General features: G+C 68.9%; 22 protein-coding genes and 1 tRNA gene. 12 read left to right on the top strand and 11 right to left on the bottom strand.

From position 1 onward, the window contains the following. Positions 1 to 85 precede the first annotated feature (85 nt). Both IE660_RS00120 and IE660_RS00125 read right to left on the bottom strand, forming a co-directional pair. On the bottom strand, positions 86 to 778 hold the full coding sequence (locus IE660_RS00120; RefSeq protein WP_203566313.1) for a hypothetical protein: 693 nt from the start codon (positions 776 to 778) through the stop codon (positions 86 to 88). Between the two features lie 82 nt (positions 779 to 860). Then, positions 861 to 937, bottom strand: a tRNA-Met gene (locus IE660_RS00125). A 159-nt stretch (positions 938 to 1,096) separates the two neighbouring features. Here IE660_RS00125 and IE660_RS00130 point away from each other — a divergent pair. From IE660_RS00130 to serA, 6 genes are read left to right on the top strand one after another with little or no spacing between them, the layout of a single operon-like run. Beyond that, positions 1,097 to 2,638, top strand: a complete 1,542-nt coding sequence (locus IE660_RS00130) for an ABC transporter substrate-binding protein (protein ID WP_203566314.1) — start codon at positions 1,097 to 1,099, stop codon at positions 2,636 to 2,638. Further along, positions 2,635 to 3,594, top strand: a complete 960-nt coding sequence (locus tag IE660_RS00135; protein ID WP_203566919.1) for an ABC transporter permease — start codon at positions 2,635 to 2,637, stop codon at positions 3,592 to 3,594. The genes IE660_RS00130 and IE660_RS00135 overlap by 4 nt, the downstream gene beginning before the upstream one ends. Then, positions 3,594 to 4,409: an ABC transporter permease gene (locus IE660_RS00140; RefSeq protein WP_203566920.1), complete on the top strand. Its 816-nt coding sequence runs from the start codon at positions 3,594 to 3,596 to the stop codon at positions 4,407 to 4,409. Before IE660_RS00135 ends, IE660_RS00140 begins: the two co-directional genes overlap by 1 nt. Then, positions 4,406 to 5,245: an ATP-binding cassette domain-containing protein gene (locus IE660_RS00145; RefSeq protein ID WP_203566315.1), complete on the top strand. Its 840-nt coding sequence runs from the start codon at positions 4,406 to 4,408 to the stop codon at positions 5,243 to 5,245. The genes IE660_RS00140 and IE660_RS00145 overlap by 4 nt, the downstream gene beginning before the upstream one ends. Then, positions 5,242 to 6,045, top strand: a complete 804-nt coding sequence (locus IE660_RS00150; protein WP_203566316.1) for an ATP-binding cassette domain-containing protein — start codon at positions 5,242 to 5,244, stop codon at positions 6,043 to 6,045. Before IE660_RS00145 ends, IE660_RS00150 begins: the two co-directional genes overlap by 4 nt. A gap of 44 nt (positions 6,046 to 6,089) precedes the next feature. Then, on the top strand, positions 6,090 to 7,286 hold the full coding sequence (serA, locus tag IE660_RS00155) for a phosphoglycerate dehydrogenase (protein WP_203566317.1): 1,197 nt from the start codon (positions 6,090 to 6,092) through the stop codon (positions 7,284 to 7,286). 28 nt (positions 7,287 to 7,314) lie between these two features. Here serA and IE660_RS00160 read toward each other — a convergent pair whose 3' ends face one another. The 4 genes from IE660_RS00160 to IE660_RS00175 are packed head-to-tail and all read right to left on the bottom strand — an operon-like array spanning position 7,315 to position 11,051. Continuing rightward, the gene (locus IE660_RS00160) at positions 7,315 to 8,109 is read right to left on the bottom strand and encodes an inositol monophosphatase family protein (protein ID WP_203566318.1); all 795 of its coding nucleotides are present in this window, start codon (positions 8,107 to 8,109) and stop codon (positions 7,315 to 7,317) included. 37 nt (positions 8,110 to 8,146) lie between these two features. Continuing rightward, positions 8,147 to 9,175 (bottom strand): ribosome small subunit-dependent GTPase A, encoded by a 1,029-nt coding sequence (rsgA, locus tag IE660_RS00165; RefSeq protein ID WP_203566319.1) that lies wholly within the window; start codon positions 9,173 to 9,175, stop codon positions 8,147 to 8,149. Then, the gene (gene aroA / locus IE660_RS00170; protein ID WP_407928971.1) at positions 9,172 to 10,473 is read right to left on the bottom strand and encodes a 3-phosphoshikimate 1-carboxyvinyltransferase; all 1,302 of its coding nucleotides are present in this window, start codon (positions 10,471 to 10,473) and stop codon (positions 9,172 to 9,174) included. Before aroA ends, rsgA begins: the two co-directional genes overlap by 4 nt. Then, on the bottom strand, positions 10,470 to 11,051 hold the full coding sequence (locus IE660_RS00175; RefSeq protein ID WP_203566320.1) for a DoxX family protein: 582 nt from the start codon (positions 11,049 to 11,051) through the stop codon (positions 10,470 to 10,472). The genes aroA and IE660_RS00175 overlap by 4 nt, the downstream gene beginning before the upstream one ends. A gap of 96 nt (positions 11,052 to 11,147) precedes the next feature. On the opposite strand from IE660_RS00175, the gene IE660_RS00180 reads away from it, so the two are divergent. The 4 genes from IE660_RS00180 (at position 11,148) to IE660_RS00195 (ending at position 13,633) form a co-directional block, all read left to right on the top strand. Next, the gene (locus IE660_RS00180; RefSeq protein WP_203566321.1) at positions 11,148 to 11,930 is read left to right on the top strand and encodes an SOS response-associated peptidase; all 783 of its coding nucleotides are present in this window, start codon (positions 11,148 to 11,150) and stop codon (positions 11,928 to 11,930) included. Between the two features lie 74 nt (positions 11,931 to 12,004). Continuing rightward, entirely contained in the window at positions 12,005 to 12,586 is a 582-nt protein-coding gene (locus IE660_RS00185) for an alpha/beta hydrolase family protein (RefSeq protein WP_235996669.1), read from the top strand. Between the two features lie 127 nt (positions 12,587 to 12,713). Then, entirely contained in the window at positions 12,714 to 13,358 is a 645-nt protein-coding gene (locus tag IE660_RS00190) for a sigma-70 family RNA polymerase sigma factor (protein WP_235996741.1), read from the top strand. Continuing rightward, positions 13,358 to 13,633, top strand: a complete 276-nt coding sequence (locus IE660_RS00195; protein WP_235996671.1) for a zf-HC2 domain-containing protein — start codon at positions 13,358 to 13,360, stop codon at positions 13,631 to 13,633. Before IE660_RS00190 ends, IE660_RS00195 begins: the two co-directional genes overlap by 1 nt. Before the next feature lie 77 nt (positions 13,634 to 13,710). On the opposite strand, the gene IE660_RS16505 is transcribed toward IE660_RS00195, so the two are convergent. Next, positions 13,711 to 13,785: a 50S ribosomal protein bL37 gene (locus tag IE660_RS16505; protein WP_407928980.1), complete on the bottom strand. Its 75-nt coding sequence runs from the start codon at positions 13,783 to 13,785 to the stop codon at positions 13,711 to 13,713. 102 nt (positions 13,786 to 13,887) lie between these two features. On the opposite strand from IE660_RS16505, the gene IE660_RS00200 reads away from it, so the two are divergent. Then, the gene (locus IE660_RS00200; protein ID WP_203566323.1) at positions 13,888 to 15,345 is read left to right on the top strand and encodes a sensor histidine kinase; all 1,458 of its coding nucleotides are present in this window, start codon (positions 13,888 to 13,890) and stop codon (positions 15,343 to 15,345) included. Between the two features lie 30 nt (positions 15,346 to 15,375). Here IE660_RS00200 and IE660_RS00205 read toward each other — a convergent pair whose 3' ends face one another. Next, the gene (locus IE660_RS00205) at positions 15,376 to 15,627 is read right to left on the bottom strand and encodes a WhiB family transcriptional regulator (protein ID WP_203566324.1); all 252 of its coding nucleotides are present in this window, start codon (positions 15,625 to 15,627) and stop codon (positions 15,376 to 15,378) included. 193 nt (positions 15,628 to 15,820) lie between these two features. On the opposite strand from IE660_RS00205, the gene IE660_RS00210 reads away from it, so the two are divergent. After that, entirely contained in the window at positions 15,821 to 16,219 is a 399-nt protein-coding gene (locus IE660_RS00210; RefSeq protein ID WP_203566325.1) for a hypothetical protein, read from the top strand. A 7-nt stretch (positions 16,220 to 16,226) separates the two neighbouring features. Here the strand turns inward: IE660_RS00210 and galK are convergent, their stop codons facing one another. The 3 genes from galK to IE660_RS00225 are packed head-to-tail and all read right to left on the bottom strand — an operon-like array spanning position 16,227 to position 21,425. After that, a complete protein-coding gene (gene galK / locus IE660_RS00215; protein ID WP_203566326.1) occupies positions 16,227 to 17,399 on the bottom strand; it encodes a galactokinase in 1,173 nt (390 codons plus the stop codon). Next, positions 17,396 to 17,575 carry a DUF6104 family protein gene (locus tag IE660_RS00220; protein ID WP_203566327.1) on the bottom strand — a complete coding sequence of 60 codons (180 nt, stop codon included), beginning with the start codon at positions 17,573 to 17,575 and terminating at the stop codon, positions 17,396 to 17,398. Before IE660_RS00220 ends, galK begins: the two co-directional genes overlap by 4 nt. A 1-nt stretch (position 17,576) precedes the next feature. Then, positions 17,577 to 21,425 carry a multifunctional oxoglutarate decarboxylase/oxoglutarate dehydrogenase thiamine pyrophosphate-binding subunit/dihydrolipoyllysine-residue succinyltransferase subunit gene (locus tag IE660_RS00225; RefSeq protein ID WP_203566328.1) on the bottom strand — a complete coding sequence of 1,283 codons (3,849 nt, stop codon included), beginning with the start codon at positions 21,423 to 21,425 and terminating at the stop codon, positions 17,577 to 17,579. Between the last annotated feature and the right edge of the window lie 69 nt (positions 21,426 to 21,494).

The raw sequence follows: 21,494 nt of genomic DNA on the forward strand, positions 1-21,494 counted from the left end.
CTCAAGTCAGCCGCCGACATGGACTACTTCGCCATCATCAACTGTAGAGGCACGGGGCAGGCCGTAGTCGGCTGGATCGTCGCCTCTAGGTGGTCAGGACGCCGACGGTGATCATCGTTCGGTGCACCATAACGAGTACTTCTACTGCCTCGGGCGCCAATCCCGGAAGAACGGCTGCACCTTCGTCGCGATCCAGGCCCACCATCTTGAACGGCTCATCGAGAATCACTGGGCGACGGTCGAACTCGAAGCGAGCCAGCTGACTCAGGTTCGCCACATCCTCACCGAACACGTGAACAACTCCCTCCACGAGAAGCGTGCGGCACGAGAAGCCGCGCAGCGGCGTCTTGCGCAACTGCAATCGGAGGCGGACAAGCTGATGCAGGCCTACTACGCGGATGCCCTGCCTGTGGATCTCCTGAAGGAAGAGCAGAGCAGAATCGCCGTTGAGCGTGGGGTGATTAAGTCCCAGTTGGCTCAGGCCGAGGTGGACGACGAACGTCTCCACGCTGCGTTGGACGTCGCAGTCCAGCATCTCGATAGGGCCCACGGTCGCTACCTCGGCTGCGACGATCCGCAGATCCGGCGTGACCTCAACCAGGCGGTGCTCGAGCGCATCTATATCCAAGATGATGAAGTAGCTGGCTGTGACCTGCGACGGGTCTTCCGTCCGATGCTCGACGAGAATCCTGTCGCTGCACTTCAGGAGGACTCGACACCCGACCGACCATCCGAGCGGCACGGAGTCGTGCGCTACTTCAGTCGGACCTTCCTGCACCGTGAGCGCCCCGGTGGCCTCTTCGCTTGGGAACGAAAAAACCTGCAGCCTTCTCAGGCTGCAGGTTCTAACGTTTCCTTCTTGGTAGCGGGGACAGGATTTGAACCTGTGACCTCTGGGTTATGAGCCCAGCGAGCTACCGAGCTGCTCCACCCCGCGTCGCTCCCCCTACTCTACCGTGCCCGGCAGGTGGGGCCAAATCAGCCCACCAGGTCCATCGGCTGCCGCGTACGCGCTGGTCAGTGGGTGTGGGCCTGTATGGTTGTCGCCGGACGGCCCCGGCTGGCAGGGGCACTCGAACGAGGGGACCTCACCTCCATGGCCCAGTTCAGTCTTGACCGCCGGAGCCTACTGCTCGGAGCAGCAGCGATCGGGGCCCTGGCGTCGTTGTCCGCCTGCACCGGCGACCAGGGCCGCTCGCCCAACGGCGGGGGGTCGGCGACCAGCGACGGCAGCGGGCCGCGCACCACCCTGGTGGTCGGCGCGACCGCCGAGCCTGACACCTTGGACATCGCCAACAACGCCAAGGCCGCTGTGCCGCAGTTGCTGCTGTACAACGTGCTCGAGACCTTGGTGAAGATCGACTCCGAGGGAACACTCAAGCCGCTGCTGGCGAGCGCGTGGTCGCTGTCGGACGACCGTTTGACCTACTCGTTCACGCTGCGCAACAACATCCGGTTCTCCTCCGGGGCCGAGGTGACTGCAGAGGCCGTCGTCCAGAGCCTGGAGCACCACCGCGCCTCGGCCGCCAATGCCGCCGACCTCGAGGTCGTCGAAGCGGTCGAGACCCCCGAGCCCGGTGTGGTGCAGCTGACCCTGAGCCGCCCCTCGAACTTCCTGCTCTACAACCTGGCCGGCCGGGCTGGCACCATCCTCGACCCCGAGAGCCTGTCGTCCATCGCCACCGAACCCAAGGGGTCGGGCGCCTACACGGTGGGCGCGTGGCAGCGTGGCAGCTCGATCGAACTGCCACGCAACGAGAACTACTGGGGCAACCAGCCCAAGTTCGGCACGGTGACCTTCCGCTACTTCCCCGACCCGCAGGCGCTGACCTCGGCCATGCTGGCCGGTGACATCGACATCATCTCCGACGTGACCGCGCCCGAGTCGCTGCCGCAGTTCAGTGACACCGAGACCTACACCGTGATCGAGGGCACCACCAATGGTGAGGTCGTGCTCGGCTTCAACCACTCCAGCGAGCCGCTGAAGAACCTCAAGGTGCGCCAGGCCATCAACCATGCGATCGATCGGCAGGGGCTGATCGACACCGTCTGGGCAGGCAAGGGCACGCTGATCGGGTCGATGGTGCCCCCGACCGACCCCTGGTTCGAGGACCTGTCGCAGACCTACCCCTACGACCCGGCGGTCGCCACCCAGTTGCTGAGCGAGTCCGGCGTCACCAACATCACCCTGCGGCTGAGGGTGCCCGCCCTGCCGTACGCCCCGTCGGCGGCCAGGGTCGTGGCCAGCCAGCTCAAGGAGGTGGGGATCACCGTCCAGGTCGAGGAACTCGACTTCACCACCTGGATCGAGCAGGTCTACACCCAGGCCAACTACGACATGACCATCGTCGCCCACGTCGAACCACGCGACCTGGTCAACTGGGCCAACCCCCAGTACTACTGGCGCTACGACAACCCCGAGTTCCAGGCCCTCGTGGTCGAGGCGGACGAGGCCCCTGAGGCCGAGATGGTCGACAAGCTCAAGCAGGCCGGCAAGGTGCTGGCCGACGACGCCGTGGCCGACTTCCTCTTCCTGTTCCCGAACCTGGTGGTCTGCAAGGCCGACCTGTCGGGGGTCAACGTCAACGCCACCACGCTGAGCTTCGACGTCACCACCATCGCCTCGCGCAACGGCTGACCGTGCCCCGGGTGGTGCTCGGCCGGCTGCTGACGCTGGTGCTGAGTCTGGCAGGCGCGTCGGTGCTGATCTTCCTGGTCGTCCAAGCGCTGCCCGGCGACCTCGCCCAGGTGATGCTGGGGGAGCGCGCCACCCCCGCCCAGATCGAGGCGCTGCGCGAGCGACTGGGCCTCAACCGGCCCTGGGTCGTCCGCTACCTCGACTGGGTGGGCGACATGGTGCGCGGCGACCTGGGCACCTCGGCCCTGTCGGGGCTGCGGGTCACCGACCTGGTCGCCGGACCCATCCGTGTCACTGGCTGGTTGGTGTTGTGGTCGACTCTGGGCTCGATCCTGGTGGCACTGCCGCTGGGCATGTGGTCGGCGCTGCGACGTCGCCACTGGGACGGGTTCGCGGTCAACGCGCTCAGCCAGTTCGGCATGGCCGTGCCCGCCTTCCTGGCCGGGATCCTGCTCGTACTCGTCGTCGCGGTGCGGTGGGGATGGCTGCCGGCCAATGGCTACGTGCCGCTGGCCCGCGATCCGGGCGAATGGGCCCGCCACCTGGTGCTCCCGGTGGTCTCGCTGGTGCTGGTGCAGGGGGCCCTGCTGGTGCGCTACGTGCGCTCGGCCTTCGTCGAGGTGCTCACCGAGGACCACATCACCACCGCTCGTTCCGTGGGATGGACCAAGCTCGCCGCCCTGTGGCGCCACGGCATGCGACAGGCGGGCCTGAGCCTGGTCACGGTCCTTGGCCTGCAGGTGGCCAGCCTGTTCGTCGGGGCGATCGTGGTCGAGAACGTCTTCGTGCTGCCGGGTCTGGGGTCGATGGTGCTCCGCGCGGTTGTGCAACGTGACTTCATCGTCGTGCAGAGCGTGGTGATGCTGCTGGTGGTGGCCGTGCTCGTGGTCAACACCGTGGTCGACCTGCTGCAGGCGGTGCTCGATCCGCGGATCCGGGCCAAGGAGCAGCGATGATGCGCCGGGCGTCGTTGGTCGTGGGCGCCGTGCTGGTGGGTCTGGTGCTGATGGTCTCGCTGGTCGGCCTGGTCTGGACTCCCTACGACCCGGCCCGGGTGGTTCCCGGCGACCGGCTGCTGTCGCCCTCGGCGACGCACTGGCTGGGCACCGACGCCTTCGGCATTGACATCCTCAGCAGGATCATGGCCGGGGCCCGCAGCGTGCTGCTGGTCGGGGTGTTCGCGGTCGGCATCGCCGCCCTGGTCGGCGTGCCGCTGGGCATCGTCGCCGGAATGAACTCGGGGTGGTTGGGTCGCGTCGTCGTCCGCGCCACCGATGTGCTCTACGCCTTCCCGGCGGTACTGCTGGCCATCCTGTTCGCCGGGGCGCTCGGGTCGTCCACCACGACCGCAATGCTGGCCATCGGCATCGCCACCATCCCGGTGTTCACCCGGATCGCTCGCGCCGGGGTGCTGCAGGTGATGAGCCAGGACTTCATCACCGCCTCCCGGGTCAGCGGCATCGGCTGGCTGCGGATCGCCTGGCGGCACGTGCTGCCCAACATTGCGCCGCTGATCGGGGTTCAGGCGTCGGTGAGTTTCGCACTGGCGATCCTGGCTGAAGCCGCACTGAGCTACCTCGGGCTGGCCACCCCTCCGGAGGTGCCGACCTGGGGACGCATGCTCTACGACGCGCAGCGCCACCTGCTCAACGATCCCCACCTGGCGATCGCGCCGGCGGTGGCGATCGCCGGGGCGGTGCTCGGCTTCAACCTGCTCGGTGACGGCCTGCGCGACCTGCTCGACCCCCGGCTGAAGGAGGTCGCCGAATGAGTGCCCTGCTCGAGGTGCGCGACCTGTCCGTCCGGTTCGGTCGACACCGCACGCTGGCGGTCGACCGGGTCTCGCTCACCTTGGACGAGGGTGACCGGCTCGGTCTGGTGGGGGAGTCGGGCTCGGGCAAGTCGGTCACCGCCTTGGCGGTGCTGGGACTGCTGCCCGAGACCGCGACGGTCACCGGGTCGGTGCGGTGGCAGGGACGAGAGATCCTCGGCCTGCCCGACCGCGAACTGGCCAAGCTGCGCGGCCAGGAGTTCTCGATGGTGTTCCAGGAGCCGATGACCGCGCTCGACCCGCTGATGAAGGCCGGGCGCCAGGTCGCGGAGGTGTTGGGGCTGCACCGCGGCATGGCGCGGGGTGCCTCACGTCCACTGGTGCTCGAGATGCTCGCCGCGGTGGGTCTGGCCGATCCGGTCAGGATCGCCGACTCCTATCCGCACCAGCTCTCGGGCGGGCAGCGCCAGCGGGTGCTGATGGCGATGGCACTGGTCAACCGGCCCGACCTGGTGGTGTGTGACGAGCCGACCACCGCGCTCGACGTCACCGTGCAGGCTCGGGTGCTGGCCACCCTCGACGAACGGTTGGACGACGCCGGTGCTGCCTGTCTGTTCATCTCGCACGACCTGGCGGTGGTCTCGCAGGTCTGCGCCCGGGTGGCGGTGCTGCGCCACGGCCGCCTGGTCGAACAGGGCACCACCGCGCAGGTGCTCGGCGCCCCCCAGCGGCCCTACACGCGTGGACTGGTGGCCGTGGCCAGCCTGGAGCACGCCGAGCCGGGCAGCCGGCTGCCGTTGGTCGACGACTTCGCCCGGGACGGGGGCGCCTCATGACCACACCTGGAACTGAGGGCCCGTTGTTCAGGGCGGCCGGTCTGACCAGGGAGTTCCGCCGGGACGGCCGCGTGGTGCGGGCGGTCGACGGCATCGACCTCGAGGTGCACCGTGGTGACCAGTTGGGGATCGTCGGGGAGTCCGGGTCGGGCAAGACCACGCTGATCAGGTTGTTGGCCGCCCTCGACCGGCCGACTTCGGGCCAGGTCTGGTTCAACGGGCAGGACGTGACCAGGGCCTCGTCCAAGCAACTGGCGACGCTGCGCAGCCAGGTGCAGATCGTCTTCCAGGACCCGCGCAGCTCGCTCGACCCCCGAATGCGGGTCGGTGAGATCGTCGCCGAGCCGCTCACCTCACGGCTCATCCGTCGCCTGCCCGACACCCCCCGTGACGTGCGAGCCCGGGTGGCCGAGGTGCTCGAACTGGTCGGCCTCGAACCACAGATGGCGCCTCGGCACCCGCACGAGTTCTCCGGTGGGCAGCGGCAGCGGATCGCGATCGCGCGCGCCCTGGCGCCTCGTCCGCGGGTGCTGATCGCCGACGAGCCGGTCTCGGCCCTGGACGTCTCGGTGCGTGCGCAGGTGCTCAACCTGCTCACCGACCTGGTCAGGCAGGAGGACCTGACCATGCTGTTCGTCAGCCACGACCTGGCGGTGGTGCGCCACGTCTGCGACCGGGTGGCGGTGATGCGTCAGGGACGCATCGTCGAGCATGGCCCGCTGCAACAGGTCTGGGACGCCCCGTCCGATCCCTACACCAAGGAGTTGCTCGCCGCCATGCCGCGGCTGGCGGTCACCTGAGACTCTGCGCGACCGCCGCGCGGGCCGGCCTAGACTTGCCCGTCGTGAAGGCGTTGCTCCTGGAGAACATCCATCCCGAGGCCGAGCGGATCCTGGTCGAGTCGGGGTTCGAGGTCGAGACCCGGGCCGGTGCGTTGCCCGAGGACGAGCTGATCGAAGCCCTCGAGGGTGTCGCCCTGCTCGGCATCCGTTCGGGCACCCAGGTCACCGAACGGGTGCTCGACGCCACCGCCGACACCCTCGGGGCGGTGGGGGCCTTCTGCATCGGCACCAACCAGATCGACCTGGCCGCGGCGGCCGAACGAGGCGTGGCCGCGTTCAACGCCCCGTTCAGCAACACCCGCAGCGTGGTCGAGTTGGTGATTGCCGACCTGATCGCGATGGCTCGCCACCTCACTGACAAGAACGCCCAGATGCACGCCGGGGTCTGGGACAAGTCGGCCAGGGGCTCCCACGAGATCCGTGGACGCACCCTGGGCATCGTCGGCTACGGCAACATCGGCGCCCAGCTGTCGGTACTGGCGGAGGCCCTGGGCATGCGGGTGATGTTCTACGACGTCGCCGACAAGCTGGCGCTGGGCAACGCGCGCAAGTGCAACAGCTTGGAGGAGTTGCTGGCCGAGTGCGAGACGATCTCGCTGCACGTCGACGGCCGGGCCAGCAACAAGGGCTTCTTCGGCGCCAAGGAGTTCGCCAAGATGCGTCCGCGGTCGCTGTTCCTCAACCTGTGCCGCGGCATGGTCGTCGACCACGACGCCCTGGTCGAGAACCTGCGCAGTGGGCACATCGCCGGGGCCGCGGTCGATGTCTTCCCCGAGGAGCCCAAGAGTTCCGGTGACCCGTTCGTCGACCCCCTGCAGGGCATCCCGAACGTGATCCTCACCCCGCACATCGGCGGGTCCACCCAGGAGGCGCAGGTCGACATCGGCCGTTATGTCGCCAACAAGCTGGCCGACTTCGCGCGCAACGGGTCGACGCTGATGAGCGTCAACCTGCCCCAGATCCAGGTCGGTCAGCACAGCGGCACCACTCGGGTGGTCTGCCTGCACCGCAACGTGCCCGGCGTGATGGCGACGCTGAACCAGTTGTTCAGTGACCACGGCGCCAACATCGAGTTCCAGACGCTGGCCACCCACGGTGCGCTGGGCTATGCAATCACCGACGTGTCGGCGCTGCCCGAGGGACTGCACGACGAGCTCGAGGCCCTGCCCGACACCGTGCGCACCCGCGTGCTGAGCTGACACCAGGCGCGGCTGAGCCGCACGGGGCTCAATCCTCGACGGCGAGTGCGGCCAGCGCGAGGTCGTGCAGCACCCCGTTGGTGGCGAGCGCCCCGGGTCCCTCGACCCCGGCGGTGCCGTCGATCGCCGAGAACCGGCCCCCGGCCTCGGTGACGATCGGTTCGAGTGCGGCCATGTCGTGCAGCGCCAGCTCTGGTTCGCAGGCGATGTCGACCGCGCCCTCGGCGACCAGCATGTAGCTCCAGAAGTCTCCGTAGGCCCGGGTGCGCCAGCAGTCGCGCATCAGGTCGACGAACTGCTGGCCTCGGCCGGCTTCGATCCAGCCACCGATCGAGGAGTAGCTCAGCGACGCGTCGGCGATCGTGGACACCTTCGAGACCCTGATCGGGTTGGGTCGAAGCAGCGTCGACCCGGTGAAGGCGCCGCCGCCCTTGGAGGCCCACCAGCGCCGGTTGAGGGCCGGCGCCGAGACCACCGAGGCGACCATTTCGCCATCGACCTGCAAACCGATCAGCGAGGCCCAGACCGGCACGCCGCGCACGAAGTTGTTGGTGCCGTCGATCGGGTCGATGATCCAGCGCCGGGGGCCCCAGCCGGTGTCGTCGCCCTCTTCGCCGTGCACCGCGTCACGAGGACGGGCCTTCGCCAGGGTGCGACGGATCGCCTGTTCGGTGGCGGTGTCGGCGTCGCTGACCCAGGTGGAGTCGGGCTTGGTCGAGACCACCAGGTCCTGCGCCTTGAACCGCTGCATCGACACCGAGTCGGCGTTGTCGGCCAGCAGGTGCGCAAGGCGCAGGTCGTCGGTGAAGTCCCGGCTCGTCATGCTCGTCACTCTATCGACGCGAACTCTCCGCGGCCGCTCACCACTCGGGGCCGCGGCCTGCCTGCTCCATCCGGCGGAAGGACTCCAGCCGGGCAGGTGCGAGTTCGCCGCGGGCGACCGCCTCGTCCAGCCCGCACTCGGTGGCCCGCGAACTGTGGTCGCAGCCACGTGGGCAGTCCTCGGTGTGCTCGGCCAGGTCGCCGAAGGCGGCCAGCACACGAGCCTGGGAGACGTGCGACAGGCCGAACGAGCGCACACCGGGGGTGTCGATCACCCAGCCCGGCTCCTGGTCGTCGAGGGCCGGCAGTTCCAGGGCGATGGCGCTGGTCGAGGTGTGCTTGCCCCGCCCGGTGACCTCGTTGACCTCACCGATCGCCCGGTCTACCCCGGGGATCAGCGCGTTGACCAGGGTCGACTTGCCGACACCGGAGTGCCCGACCAGTACCGTCACCCGTCCGGCGAGCACCTCGTGGACCGCACTGAGGTCGGCGTCGGGCTCGACCACCACGATCGGCACGTCGAGCGGGGCGTAGGCGGCGATCAGTTCGTCAGGGCTGGCCAGATCGGCCTTGGTGAGACACAGCACCGGGTCGATCCCGGCGTCGTAGCCGGCGACCAGGATCCGGTCGATCATGCCCATCCGAGGTGGGGGGTCGGCCAGCGCGGTGACGATCATCAACTGGTCGGCGTTGGCCACGATCGGACGCTCGTAGGGATCGTCGTCGTCGGCCGTGCGGCGCAGCACGGTGGTGCGCTCGGCCACCTCGGCGATCCTCGCGAGGGTGCCCTCGGCGCCGCTGACGTCACCGTCGAGCCTGACCAGGTCGCCGACGATGGCCGCCTTGCGGCCCAGCTGCCGGGCCTTGGTGGCGGTGACCATGACGTCGTCGACGATGCAGCGGTAGCGGCCCCGGTCGACGGTGATCACCCGGCCGATCGGCAGCGACGAGTAGTCTGGCCGGTCCTTGGTGCGCGGTCGGGTGCGCTTGCCCGGACGGTCGAAGCCGGCGTGCTCGTCCTGGTCGAGCCGGTGGCCCAACTGGCCGCGGGTGGTGCGCGGGCTCACGCCTGGTCCCCGACCAGGTCGCGCCACAGCGTGGGGAACGTGGGCATCGTCTTCGACGTGCAGGTCACGTCGTCGAGGACGACGTCGTCGACGACCAACCCGGCCAGCGCACCGGCGTGGGCCATGCGGTGGTCGGCGTAGGTGCGGAACTCGCCCCCGGTGAGCCCGGTGCCATCAGGGCCGCAGCCCTCGATCCGCAGCCCGTCGTCGGTCTCGGTGATGTCGACACCCATCCTGGAGAACTCGGTGGCCAGTGCGGCCAGTCGGTCGGTCTCGTGACCCCGGATGTGGGCGACACCGGTGATGGTCGTGGTGCCCTCGGCGAAGACCGCCATGGCTGCGACGACCGGTGTCAGGTCGGCGGCGTTTCGCAGGTCGATCGTGGCCGCCCGCAATGGTGCTCCGGCGCGGACGACCAGGCCGTCACTGCTCAGCTCGTGCTCGACGCCCATCTGGTCGAGCACCCCGAGCAGCAGTGCTCCGGACTGGGTGGTCTCTGAGGGCCAGTCGGCGATGGTGACCTCACCACCCGCGAGCGCGGCGGCTGCGACGAACACCGAGGCGCCGGTGAGGTCGGGCTCGACCACGCTGTCGCGGGCCTGCACCGGCCCGGGCAGCACCTGCCAACGGCGTTCACCGCTGCGGCTGGCCTCGACCCCGCGCTCGCGCAGCATCTCGACGCTCATCTCGATCGGGGGGATCGAGGGCATCTGCTCACCGGTGTGCACGACCTCGATGCCGTGGGGGAACCTCGGGGCGCACAGCAGCAGTGCGGAGATGAACTGGCTGGAGGCCGATGAGTCGATCTCGACCCGGGGTCCGCCGAGTTCGTCCGGTGCGGTGAGGGTGAGCGGCAGGTGGTCGCTGTCGATCTCACAGCCCAGTTGACGAAGGCCCTGCAGCACTGGTGCCATCGGCCGGGCGAAGGCCTCCTCGTCGCCGGTGACCACCACGGTGCCCCCGGTCAGCGCGGCCAGGGGAGGGATGAAGCGCATCACCGTGCCGGCCAGGCCACAGTCGATTGGCTGCTTGGGCACGGTCAGCGTGGCCGGGGGTGTGATCGTCCACGTCTCTTCGCTGGTGTCGACCTCGACACCGAACTGGGCCAACGCGGCCCGCATCAGGTCGGAGTCGCGGCTCACCAGCGCGCCTCGCAGCCGACTGGGGCCGTTGGCCAGTGCCGCCAGCAACAATGCGCGGTTGGTCTCGGACTTCGATCCGGGAACACGGACCGAGGCGTCCAGCGACCGGTGCGAGCGTGGCGCCGGCCACGCTCCCGCGGCACTGCCAGGGCTCAACTGACCGCGCTCTCGAGCTGCTTCTTGGCCAACTGCATGCGCAGCTTGGCCTGGCTGGCCAGGTGGTCAGCGTCCTTGCCGATAGCCCGCTTCTGCCGCGAGGCAGCGCCACCGAGTCGGCGCGAGGAGTCCTTGGCGAGCCAACCCAGGCTGGGCTTGCCCTCGGTGTCCTGGGCGGCGATCAACGCAGCGCCCAACAGGGCGACGTTGCGCAGCATCAGGCCACGGGCGGTGCTGCGCTCGTCCGGGGTGGCGGTCTTGGGCGCGCGCGAGGCCAGCACGTGCGGCACCATCGAGGCAGCCAGCAGGCCCGCACCGGGCCGGCGTCCGATGCCGGTCGCCAGTCCGAGGCCGCCCAGCACTTGGGCGACGCCGGTCAGGCGCACCAACTGGGTGGTGTCGTTGGGAATGTAGGGGGCCACGGTCGGCGGGGCGACTCGCTGCGCGAGCGGCACCACCTTCTGGGCGATCGGCTCGGCGCTGTCGACCAGCGCCTCGGGCTTCATCGCCGTCTTGGCGCCGTTGACGACGAAGAAGCTGGCCAGCATGGCACGTCCTGCGAATCGGATCAGACTCATGGAGCCATTCAACCGGCAACCGGGTCGTCGCGCGAGCAGGCGGGTGAATCTGTGACCGACGCGGCCACCCTGCCGGGTGGGGCTACTGTGGGCGACGTGTGTGGCAGGTACGCAGCGTCAGCGGCACAGGCCGACCTCGTCGAGACCTTCGAGGTCGACCTCGTCGCCGACCTACCGCAGCCTCCTCCGTGGCAGGCTCCGCGCTACAACATCGCCCCCACCGACCAGGTCAGCAGCGTGCTCGAGCGCGTCGACAAGACCTCGGGCGAGGTCGTCCGACGCCTGACCGGGCTGCGTTGGGGACTGGTTCCCAGTTGGACGAAGCCCGCTGCCGGCGGCGGACCGGCCTCGAGCCGGCCGCTGGTCAATGCCCGGTTCGAGACGGTGGCGGCCAAGCCCAGCTTCGCGAAGGCCTTCGCGTCCCGACGCTGTCTGCTGCCCGCCGACGGCTACTACGAGTGGTACCCGCTGCTGCACGCCGACGGCAGCCCGGTGGTGGGGGAGCGCAACCGGCCGGTGAAGCAGCCGTTCTACATCCGCCCGGTGAGTGGACCGATGGTGATGGCAGGGCTGTATGAGTTCTGGCGTGACCCGACACTGGACTCCGACGACCCTTCGGCGTGGCTGGTGAGCACCTGCATCATCACCACCAGCGCCAGCGACGACCTCGGCCACATCCACGACCGGATGCCGGTGCAGGTGGCGCATGAGAACTGGGATGCCTGGCTCGACCCGAACCTGACCGACTCCGAGGCTGCGCGCGCCCTGGCGCACGTGCCCGAACCGGGCGAGATGGTCGCCCATGCCGTTTCGCGACTGGTCAACACCGTCACCAACGACGGGCCCGAACTGATCGAGCCCCTGCCGGAGGAGCGGTGAGCCGCCAACTCGACGTGCAGACGCCCGTCGGCACCGGTCGCTGGACACTGCATCACCCTCTCGATGCGGGATTCTTGCGCTGGCTCGCCCTGGGGCATGGGACCGGCGGAGGCATCGAGGCCCCCGACCTGGTCGTCCTCGCCGAGCGACTGCCCGAGCACGGCGTCGGTGTCGCCCTGTACGAGCAGCCCTGGCGGGTCGCCGGACGACGCGTCGCCCCTCGCCCCGCGGTGCTGGACGAGGGGTGGCTGCCCGCGATCGAGGCGCTACGCGGGAGGCTCGGCGAGATCGACCTGACCGTGGGCGGACGATCCGCCGGCGCCCGGGTCGCCTGTCGCACCGCTGCCGCGGTCGCTGCCTCGCACGTGCTCACCCTGGCCTTCCCACTGCACCCACCCGGCCGCCCCGACCGATCACGCATCGACGAACTCGCCCAGGTGCAGGTGCCCTGCCTGGCGCTCCAGGGTGAGCGTGACCCGTTCGGCTCGGACGAGGAGGTGCGCGCCGCACTGCAGGGCGCCGGAGCCGGGACCGGCCATCGTGTGGTCGCGGTCGCCGGTGCTGCTCACGACCTGAGGGTGCCCAAGCGGCACCCCGAGCACGAGGGCGCCTGGGACCGGCTGTGGGGGGCGGTCATCGACTGGCTGGGGGAATAGCCCCAGCCGTGGCGGTGTTGTGCCCGGCATGACCACCTCCGTCGTCGAGCACGCCACCAGCAGGGGTGGGACGAGTGCGCCGATCGGCGGTGCCCCACGGCTTTCGGTAGGCTCGTGGCTCGTGAGCCTGCCCACCAGTCCGCAGTCGGCCGATGCGGTCGTCACGCCCGACCAGGTCGAGGTCGTCGACCTCGACAGCGAGACCGCCCAGGAGCGCACCGCCCGGTTCGAGCGCGATGCGCTGGGTTATCTCGACCAGCTCTACGGCGCGGCGCTGCGAATGACCCGCAACCCCTCGGACGCCGAAGACCTGGTGCAGGAGACCTACACCAAGGCCTACGCCTCGTTCGCCCAGTTCACCCCCGGCACCAACATCAAGGCCTGGCTGTACCGGATCCTGACCAACACCTACATCAACACCTACCGCAAGGCGCAGCGCCAGCCGCAGACCAGCGGTGGTCCCGATGTCGAGGACTGGCAACTCGCCCGGGCCGAGCGGCACAGCTCGACCGGCCTGCGCTCGGCCGAGATCGAGGCGTTGGACGCGCTGCCCGACCAGGTCGTGGTCGACGCCCTGCAGCAGCTCTCGCCCGACTTCCGCGACGCGGTCTACCTGGCCGATGTCGAGGGCTTCGCCTACAAGGAGATCGCCGAGATCATGGGCACGCCGATCGGCACCGTGATGTCGCGGCTCAACCGAGGACGCAGCCAGTTGCGCAACCTGCTCGCCGACCATGCCGCCGGCATGGGCATCGGAGTGGGGCCCCGCTGATGAGCCACATGCCCAGTGCCCACCACGACGAGCAGGCCCACGATGAGTGCGTGGCCGCCCTGAGCAGCCTGCAGGAGTTCCTGCACGGCGAGTTGGACGAGAACGCCGCCGACACGATTCGTACCCACCTGCAGGCGTGCGCGACCTGCCTTGACAGCTTCGACGTCGAGAACGCCATTTCTGCTCTGCTGCGGCGATGTCATCCGCCGGCCGAGGCCCCCTCGACGCTGCGAATGCGGATCACCAGCATCAGGGTCACCCACTTCGACGGCTGACACATTCCACGCCTGACAACGAGACACCCCCGACCACCTGAGGTGGCGGGGGTGTTCGAGGTCTTGGCGCGTGCGGCTCAGGCGTTGGGGCGCTTGCCGTGGTTCGCGCCGTTCTTGCGACGAGCGCGACGCTTGCGTCCACCCTTGCCCATGACGGCCTCCTCCAGTTCGACGTTGGTGCCTCGTGGCACGGCTGTCCATTCTGCCAGACGCGGCGAGGGCTGGCCAAAGTGCGGCTGGCTACACTCGCGGGCATGGCTTCGATGTCGCAATTGATCGCCGAGCACACCAGCCTCGCCGCCGACGACGTCGACTGGCTGACTGCCTTCGTCAACGAGTGGCACCTGTTGGCCGACACCTCGTTCTCGGACCTGATCCTGTGGGTGCCCGACGTCGACGACAACATCTTCTGGGCGGTCGCCCAGACCCGGCCGAACACCGGTCCGACCGCGCTCGAGGACGACGTGGTCGGCGAGCAGGTTGCCTACGACCCCGAACACCTGGTCACCTCGGCCTACCTGTCGCAGGAGATCTGCGAGACCAGCGACAACCAGTTGCGCGCGGGCATCCCGGTCGACGTGTGGGCGATCCCGATCGTGCGCGGTGACGACCACGTCATCGGCATCGTGGAGAGGCACACCAACCGGATGGGGGTGAGGGCCCCGGGGGCGCTCGAGGATGCCTATCTCGAGACCGCCGACATCCTGTCGACGATGGTCTGGCAGGCCACCTACCCGGTGCGTCCGCCCTCGGACCCCTCGCACAGCCCCAAGGTCGGTGACGGGATGATCCTGTCGAGCCTGGCAGGCATCGTGTCGTACGCGACCCCCAACGCGGTCTCGGCCTTTCGTCGGATGGGCTGGGCGGGCGACCTGCAGGGTGAGGACCTGCGCGCCCTGACCCGCTCGCTGGTGGCTGACCAGCCCCAGTTGGGGCAGACCGTCTCGTCCGACCTGACCAGCAGCCAGGTGCGAGAACTCGACCTCGAGACCCGCTCGGCGACGATCGTGCTGCGGGTGGTGCCGCTGCGCGACTTGAGTGGCCCGGCCGGGGTGATGGTGCTCTGTCGTGACACCACCGACCTGCGGCACAGGGAACGCGCCCTGATCACCAAGGACGCCACCATCCGCGAGATCCACCACCGGGTGAAGAACAACCTGCAGACGGTGGCCGCGCTGTTGCGCCTGCAGAGCCGACGCATCGAGTCCGAGGAGGGCCAGCTCGCGCTCAAGGACGCGATGAGCCGCGTTCAGGCGATCGCGGTGGTGCACGAGATCCTGTCGCAGGCCTTCGACGAGGTGGTGGCCTTCGACGACGTGGCCGATCGCATCCTACGGATGGTGGGAGACGTGGCGGCGGCCCAGGGCCAGGTCGACGCTCGACGACAGGGCAGCTTCGGCAACGTGCGCGCCGAGATGGCCACCCCGCTGTCGCTGGTGATCACCGAACTGTGCCAGAACGCCATCGAGCACGGGCTGCACCGCTCCTCGGGCACGGTGCTGGTGGTGCCTGCCCGCATGGAGGGACGCCTCGAGGTGACCGTGCTCGACAACGGTGGGGGACTGCCGGAGGGTTTCGAACCGCCTCCGCGCAGCCTCGGTCTGTCGATCGTGCGCACCCTGGTCACCGACATGGGGGGCTCGTTCCACCTGGGCAACAACCCTGATGGCTCGGGTTCGAGGGCCCACGTGGTGGTGCCGATCGCCGACTGAGCGAGCAGCAGGATCAGCTGTTGCGCAGCATCAACTGTTGCGTAGGCGCGACCTGGCCTGACGACGCTTCATGGCGCGCCGCTCATCCTCACTGAGTCCACCCCACACACCGTGATCCTGCCCAGCCTCCAGCGCCCACGCCAAGCACTGTTCGCGCACGTCGCAGCGGCGGCAGACCATCTTGGCCTGCTCGATCTGCAGAATGGCCGGCCCGGTGTTCCCGATCGGGAAGAAGAGTTCCGGGTCCTCGGTCAAGCAGGCAGCCTTGTGGCGCCAATCCATGGGATCAGTACTCCTTCTCGCGGGTGGTTCTGTGCCCGTCGACGCATCGCGGACGACCACAGGGAACGCAGCAGTCAGCCTAGCCGCACCGCTAGGGGTTTCAAGGGCAATACGCCGAGCATCCCACCAGATGACCCTGCTGGGGCTGGTCCGGCGGTGGAGGTGTGGGCGCCACCTCGCTAGATTGGCGCGGGTGAGCCACAGCCCCGCCACCGACCAGCCCGCCGGCGCCGAGCCGAACGCGTCAGCCGCGGTCCGCAGCCTGCGGATCGCCGGTGCACTCACCCTGGTCACCGCACTGCTGCTGCTTGTCGTCGCGGTCGGCACGCTGGCCCAGGGCCACGGGACGTTCTCGGTCGGGGTCGGGGCGATGCTCGTGCTCTACAGCCTGCTGGTGGGCGCGTTGGGGCTGTTCGCCCTGCGCGGAGCGCTCGCCCTGACCGGCATGGTGATCGCCGCTGCCGTCCTGCACCTGCTCGTCGTCGGCTCGACCGCGGTCAACGACGCGGCCTGGATGTGGTGGACGACCCCGGTGCTGCTGGCCACGCTGGTGGCCGGCATCCACGCCCGCGTGGTCGACAGCCGCGGCTGACCTCGCCTCAGGCAAGTCGGCGAGCACCTTCGGCTGGGGTGGCGGTGAACCAGACCGGTGCCCCGAAGCCGGCTTCGGCGAAGGCCGCGGCGACACGCTGCCCGATGCCCTCACCCTCACCCTCACGGCACAGCGCGATGATGCAGCCGCCGAAACCACCACCGGTCATCCGTGCCCCCAGGGCACCGGCGTCGCGAACGGTCTCGACGGCCAGGTCGACCGTCGGCACGGTGATCTCGAAGTCATCGCGCATCGAGGCGTGCGAGGCGTCGAGCAGGGGAGCGAGCTTGGTCAGGTCGCCGGAGTCTGCCACCTCGATGGCCTCGAGCACGCGGTCGTTCTCGGTGACGACATGGCGCACCCGCTTGACCAGACGGTCGTTGTCGGCCTCGGCCGCCAGCACCCGCAGGGCCGAGCCCAGGTCGTCCACGTCACGCAGGGCCGGCACGCCCAGGATGGCGGCCGCCCGTTCGCAGGTGGCCCGACGCTCGGCGTACTCGCCGTCAACGTGGCTGTGAGGGGTCTTGGTGTCGAGCACCAGGATCTCGAGCCCGGCGGCGGCCAGGTCGATCGGGATCTGGCGGGTCTCGAGGCTGCGGCAGTCCAGGAACAGGGTGTGGCCCAAGGTGCACAGCGTCGAGGCGGCCTGGTCGAGAAGGCCGGTGGGAGCACCCACGTAGGCGTTCTCAGCGACCCGGGCCAGCTTGGCCCGATCCATCGGTGAGATGTCGAGGTCGAACAGGTCGCACAGGGCTCCGACCACGGCGCACTCGATGGCGGCCGAACTCGAGAGCCCCGCCCCGACCGGGACGTCGGAGCTGAGCACCAGGGTCACCCCGCCGACCGCGTGGCCGGCCTCGCGCAGGGCCCAGACGCAGCCCAGCAGGTAGTCAGACCAGCGACGCTCAGGTGCATCGGGGGCGTCGAAGGGAGTCAGGTCGTCCAGGGCCACGGTGTGGGTCTCGGACAGGTCGAGTGAGTCGACCACGACCTGGTCGTCGTCGCGGACCCCGGCCGCGACCAGCGCGGCATGCTGCAGGGCGAACGGCATGACGAAACCGTCGTTGTAGTCGGTGTGCTCGCCGATCAGGTTGACCCTGCCGGGCCCAGCCCAGACACCGGTGGGGGAGTCACCGACCAGTTCGGTGTAGCGGTCGATGGCAGGCTGCAACGGGTTCACTCGTCGTCCTCGTCGTCGAGCCGGGCCAGCCACGTGGCCAGGCGTTCAATCGGATCCTCGTACTCAGGGTTGAGGTCGACGAACGTGCGCAACTGCTCGGAGAGCCAGCTGAAGCTGACCTCCTCCTCGCCGCGGCGACGCTCGAGTTCCTCCAACCCGCGATCGGTGAAGTACACCTCAGCCGCCCAGTCCCTCGAAGGCACGCTCCATCAGCTGGGCCGCCTGGGCCAGGTGCAGCTTGGCCGAACCCACCGACGGGGCCGACGACGGCGGCCGGGTCACCGGCACCATCGAGAACTCGCGGCCGTTGATGGCCTTGACCGCCGAGGGCAGGTGCAGCAGCAGGAACTCCCAGGCACCCTGGTTCTCGGGCTCGTCCTGGACGAAGCGGATGTCGCTGACGTGGTCGTAACGGGCCAGGATGGCGTCCAGTTCCTTGTCGGCCAGCGGGTAGAGCCGCTCCAGCGCCACGATCGCGACCTGGCCGTCGAGTCCGCGCTTGGCTCGGTCGGCGACCAGTTCCCAGCGCACCTTGCCCGAGCAGAGCAGGATGGCCTTCACCTTGCTGGGATCGGTGATGGTCGGATCGTCCAGTGCGGGCTCCCACTTGCCGGTGGTGAACTCCTCGGGACGCGACGCGGCCATCTTGCTGCGCAGCATCGACTTCGGCGTGGCGATCACCACCGGGCGGTGCCAGTTCACGTAGGCGTGCTGGCGCAGCAGGTGGAAGTGGCTGGCCGGGGTCGAGGGCTGGCAGACCGCCAGGGCGTTCTCGCTGCACAGCTGCAGCCAGCGCTCGATCCGGGCGCTGGAGTGGTCAGGGCCCTGCCCCTCGTAACCGTGGGGCAGCAGCAGCACGACACCGGACTTCTGGGTCCACTTGGCGTTGCCCGAGCTGATGAACTCGTCGGTGATGGTCTGGGCGCCGTTGGCGAAGTCACCGAACTGGGCCTCCCACAGCACCAACGCGTCGGGAGCGGCCACCGAGTAGCCGTACTCGAAGCCCATCGCCGCGTACTCGCTGAGCAGCGAGTCGTAGACGTCGAAGCGGGCCTGGTCGTCGGTCAGGTGCTTCAGCGGCACCCACGTCTCGTTCGTGGTGCGGTCGACCAGCGCGGCGAAGCGCTGGCTGAAGGTGCCACGGCGGGCGTCCTGCCCGCTGATCCGCACCGGACGACCCTCCATCAACAACGACCCGAAGGCCAGCAGCTCGCCGGTGGCCCAGTCGATCGGGCCCTCCATGATGCTCTTGGCCCGGCGCTCCAACTGGGGCAGCACCTTGGGGTGCACGTGGAAGCCCTCGGGGAAGTTGGTGTGCACTTCGGCGACCTTGGCCATCATCTCGGGGCTGATCGCGGTACCGGTGAAACCCTCGGGCTTCTTCGGGTAGAAGGGCACCTTGTGGTACTCCTCCTCAGGGGTGGCCTCGCGCACCTCGCGGAACACGTTCTCGAGCCGGTCGCGGAACCGGTTCATCACCTGTTCGGCGTCCTCGAGCGAGATGTCGCCTCGGCCGATCAGCGACTCGGTGTAGATCCTGCGGGTCGAACGCTTCTGCTCGATCAGGTCGTACATCCGGGGCTGGGTGAAGCTCGGGTCGTCGCCCTCGTTGTGGCCGCGACGTCGGTAGCAGACCAGGTCGATCACGACGTCCTTGGCGAACCGCTCGCGGAACTGGTAGGCCAACCGCGCGGCCTGCACGCAGGCGTCGGGGTCGTCGCCGTTGACGTGGAAGATCGGCGCCTGAACCGTCTTGGCGACGTCGGTGGAGTAGATCGAGGTGCGCGAGTCGAGCGGTGAGGTCGTGAAACCGACCTGGTTGTTGACCACCAGGTGGATCGTCCCGCCGGTCTTGTAGCCGCGCAACTGGCTCATCTGCAGGGTCTCGTAGACCACGCCCTGGCCCGAGAATGAGGCGTCGCCGTGCATCAGGATCGGCAGCACCGGCCAGCCCTCGGTCGACCCGATCTGGTCGAGCTTGGCGCGGGCGATGCCGGCCACGACCGGGTTGACCGCCTCGAGGTGTGAGGGGTTGGCCGCGACCGAGGCCTTGACCCTCGCACCCGACAGTGCGGTGAACTGGCCCTCGGCGCCCAGGTGGTACTTGACGTCACCGGTGCCCTGGGTGGCGCGGGGGTCGATGTTGCCCTCGAACTCCTGGAAGATCTGGCCATAGCTCTTGCCGACGATGTTGGCCAGCACGTTGAGGCGGCCACGGTGCGGCATGCCGATGCAGACCTCGTCTAGGCCGGCGTTGGCGGCCTGCTCGCAGATCTCGTCGAGCACCACGATCGCCGACTCGCCACCCTCGAGCGAGAACCGCTTCTGCCCGACGAACTTGGTCTGCAGGAAGGTCTCGAAGATCTCGGACTCGTTCAGCTTGTCGAGGATGCGCAGGTGCTCCTCGTGGCTGAGCGGCTCGTGCGGCTTCTCGACCCGCTCCTGGAACCAGTTGCGCTGCTCGGGGTCGGAGATGTGCATGTACTCGATGCCCATGGTGTGGCAGTAGGAGTCACGCAGGATCTGGGTGATCTCACGCAGCGTCAGGTGGGCGCGGCGGTTGCCCCCGAACCGGCCGACCGCGAACTCGCGGTCGAGGTCCCACAGGGTGAGGCCGTGGGTCTCCATGTCGAGGTCGGGGTGGGTGCGCACCCGGTACTCGAGCGGGTCGATGTCGGCGGCCAGGTGGCCGAAGTTGCGGTAGCTCTGGATCAACTCGACCACGCGGGCCACCTTGGCGACCTGGTTGGTGCGGTGCGCCGAGATGTCGTTGGCCCAGCGGATCGGCGGGTAGGGGATGCGCAGGCTGGTGAAGATGGCGTCGTAGAAGCCGTCGGCGCCCAGCAGCAGCTCGTGGATCTTCTTGAGGAACTCGCCACTCTGCGCGCCCTGGATGACGCGGTGGTCATAGGTCGAGGTCAGCGTGATCAGCTTGCCGACGCCGAGTTCGTTGAGCCGCGACTGCGAATTGCCCTGGAACTCCGGCGGGTAGTCGATCGAGCCGACACCCAGGATCGTGCCCTGTCCGTTCATCAACCGGGGCACGGAGTGGTTCGTCCCGATGCCACCGGGGTTGGTCAACGAGGCGGTGGTGCCGGCGTAGTCGTCGACGGTGAGCGTGTTGTTGCGGGCACGACGGACAAGGTCTTCGTAGGCGGCCCAGAACTGGGCGAAGTCGAGGTCTTCGCAGCCCTTGATGTTGGGCACCAGCAACTGGCGGGTGCCGTCGGGCTTGGAGACGTCGATGGCCAGGCCGAGGTTGATCGAGGGGTTGGTGACCAGGTTGGGCTTGCCGTCGACCTCGGCGTAGGCGTTGTTCATCGCCGGCACGGCGCGGATCGCCTGCACCATCGCGAAACCGAGGATGTGGGTGAAGCTCACCTTGCCGCCGGTGGAGCGCCGCAGGAAGTTGTTGATCATCATTCGCTGGTCGATCACCAGCTTCATCGGCACCGAACGCACCGAGGTCGCCACCGGCATCGACAGCGAGGCGTCCATGTTGCGCGCCGTGCGCATCGGGGCGCCCTTGAGCGGGGTGGTGACCGGTGCGGAGGCCTCGACCGGCTTGCGGACCGTGGGTGTGGGGGCATCGGCCGACAGGCCGCCGGAGGCGCCCGGGATGTTGGGCAGGTCGGGGCGGTTGGCCGGTGCCGGACGAGCGACCCTGGCCGGCTGGGGGGCCGTCTGGGCAGGCTTCGCCTGATCGGCCTTGGGTGCCTCTGCCTTGGGTGTCTCGGTCTTCGCGGCGGGGGCGGGCTGCGGCTTGGGTCCGGCCTGGGGAGCCTGCGGCTGGGCCGCGGACTGCTGAGCCGACTCCTTCTGGGCCGCCTTCTGGGGTTCCTCGGCCTTGCTCGCGGCGGGGTCGGAGGCCTGGGCACCGTCCTCGCGGGCGAAGAACTCGGCCCAACTGGGATCGACCGAATCCGGGTCGTCGCGGTACTGCTCTCGCATCTCGTCGATCAGCCAGTCGTTGGCTCCGAAGTTGCTCGGGTCACTGGTCGTCTGTCCGGTGGAGGATGCCACCATCGCCTTCTTCCGCATCGGTCCTCTCGGGCAGCACTGCCCGCCACGAGTGATGCTATCGAAGCTTTCCAG

The organism is Aestuariimicrobium ganziense, from assembly GCF_015352975.1.
In the GTDB taxonomy this organism is placed as follows: Bacteria; Actinomycetota; Actinomycetes; order Propionibacteriales; family Propionibacteriaceae; genus Aestuariimicrobium; species Aestuariimicrobium ganziense.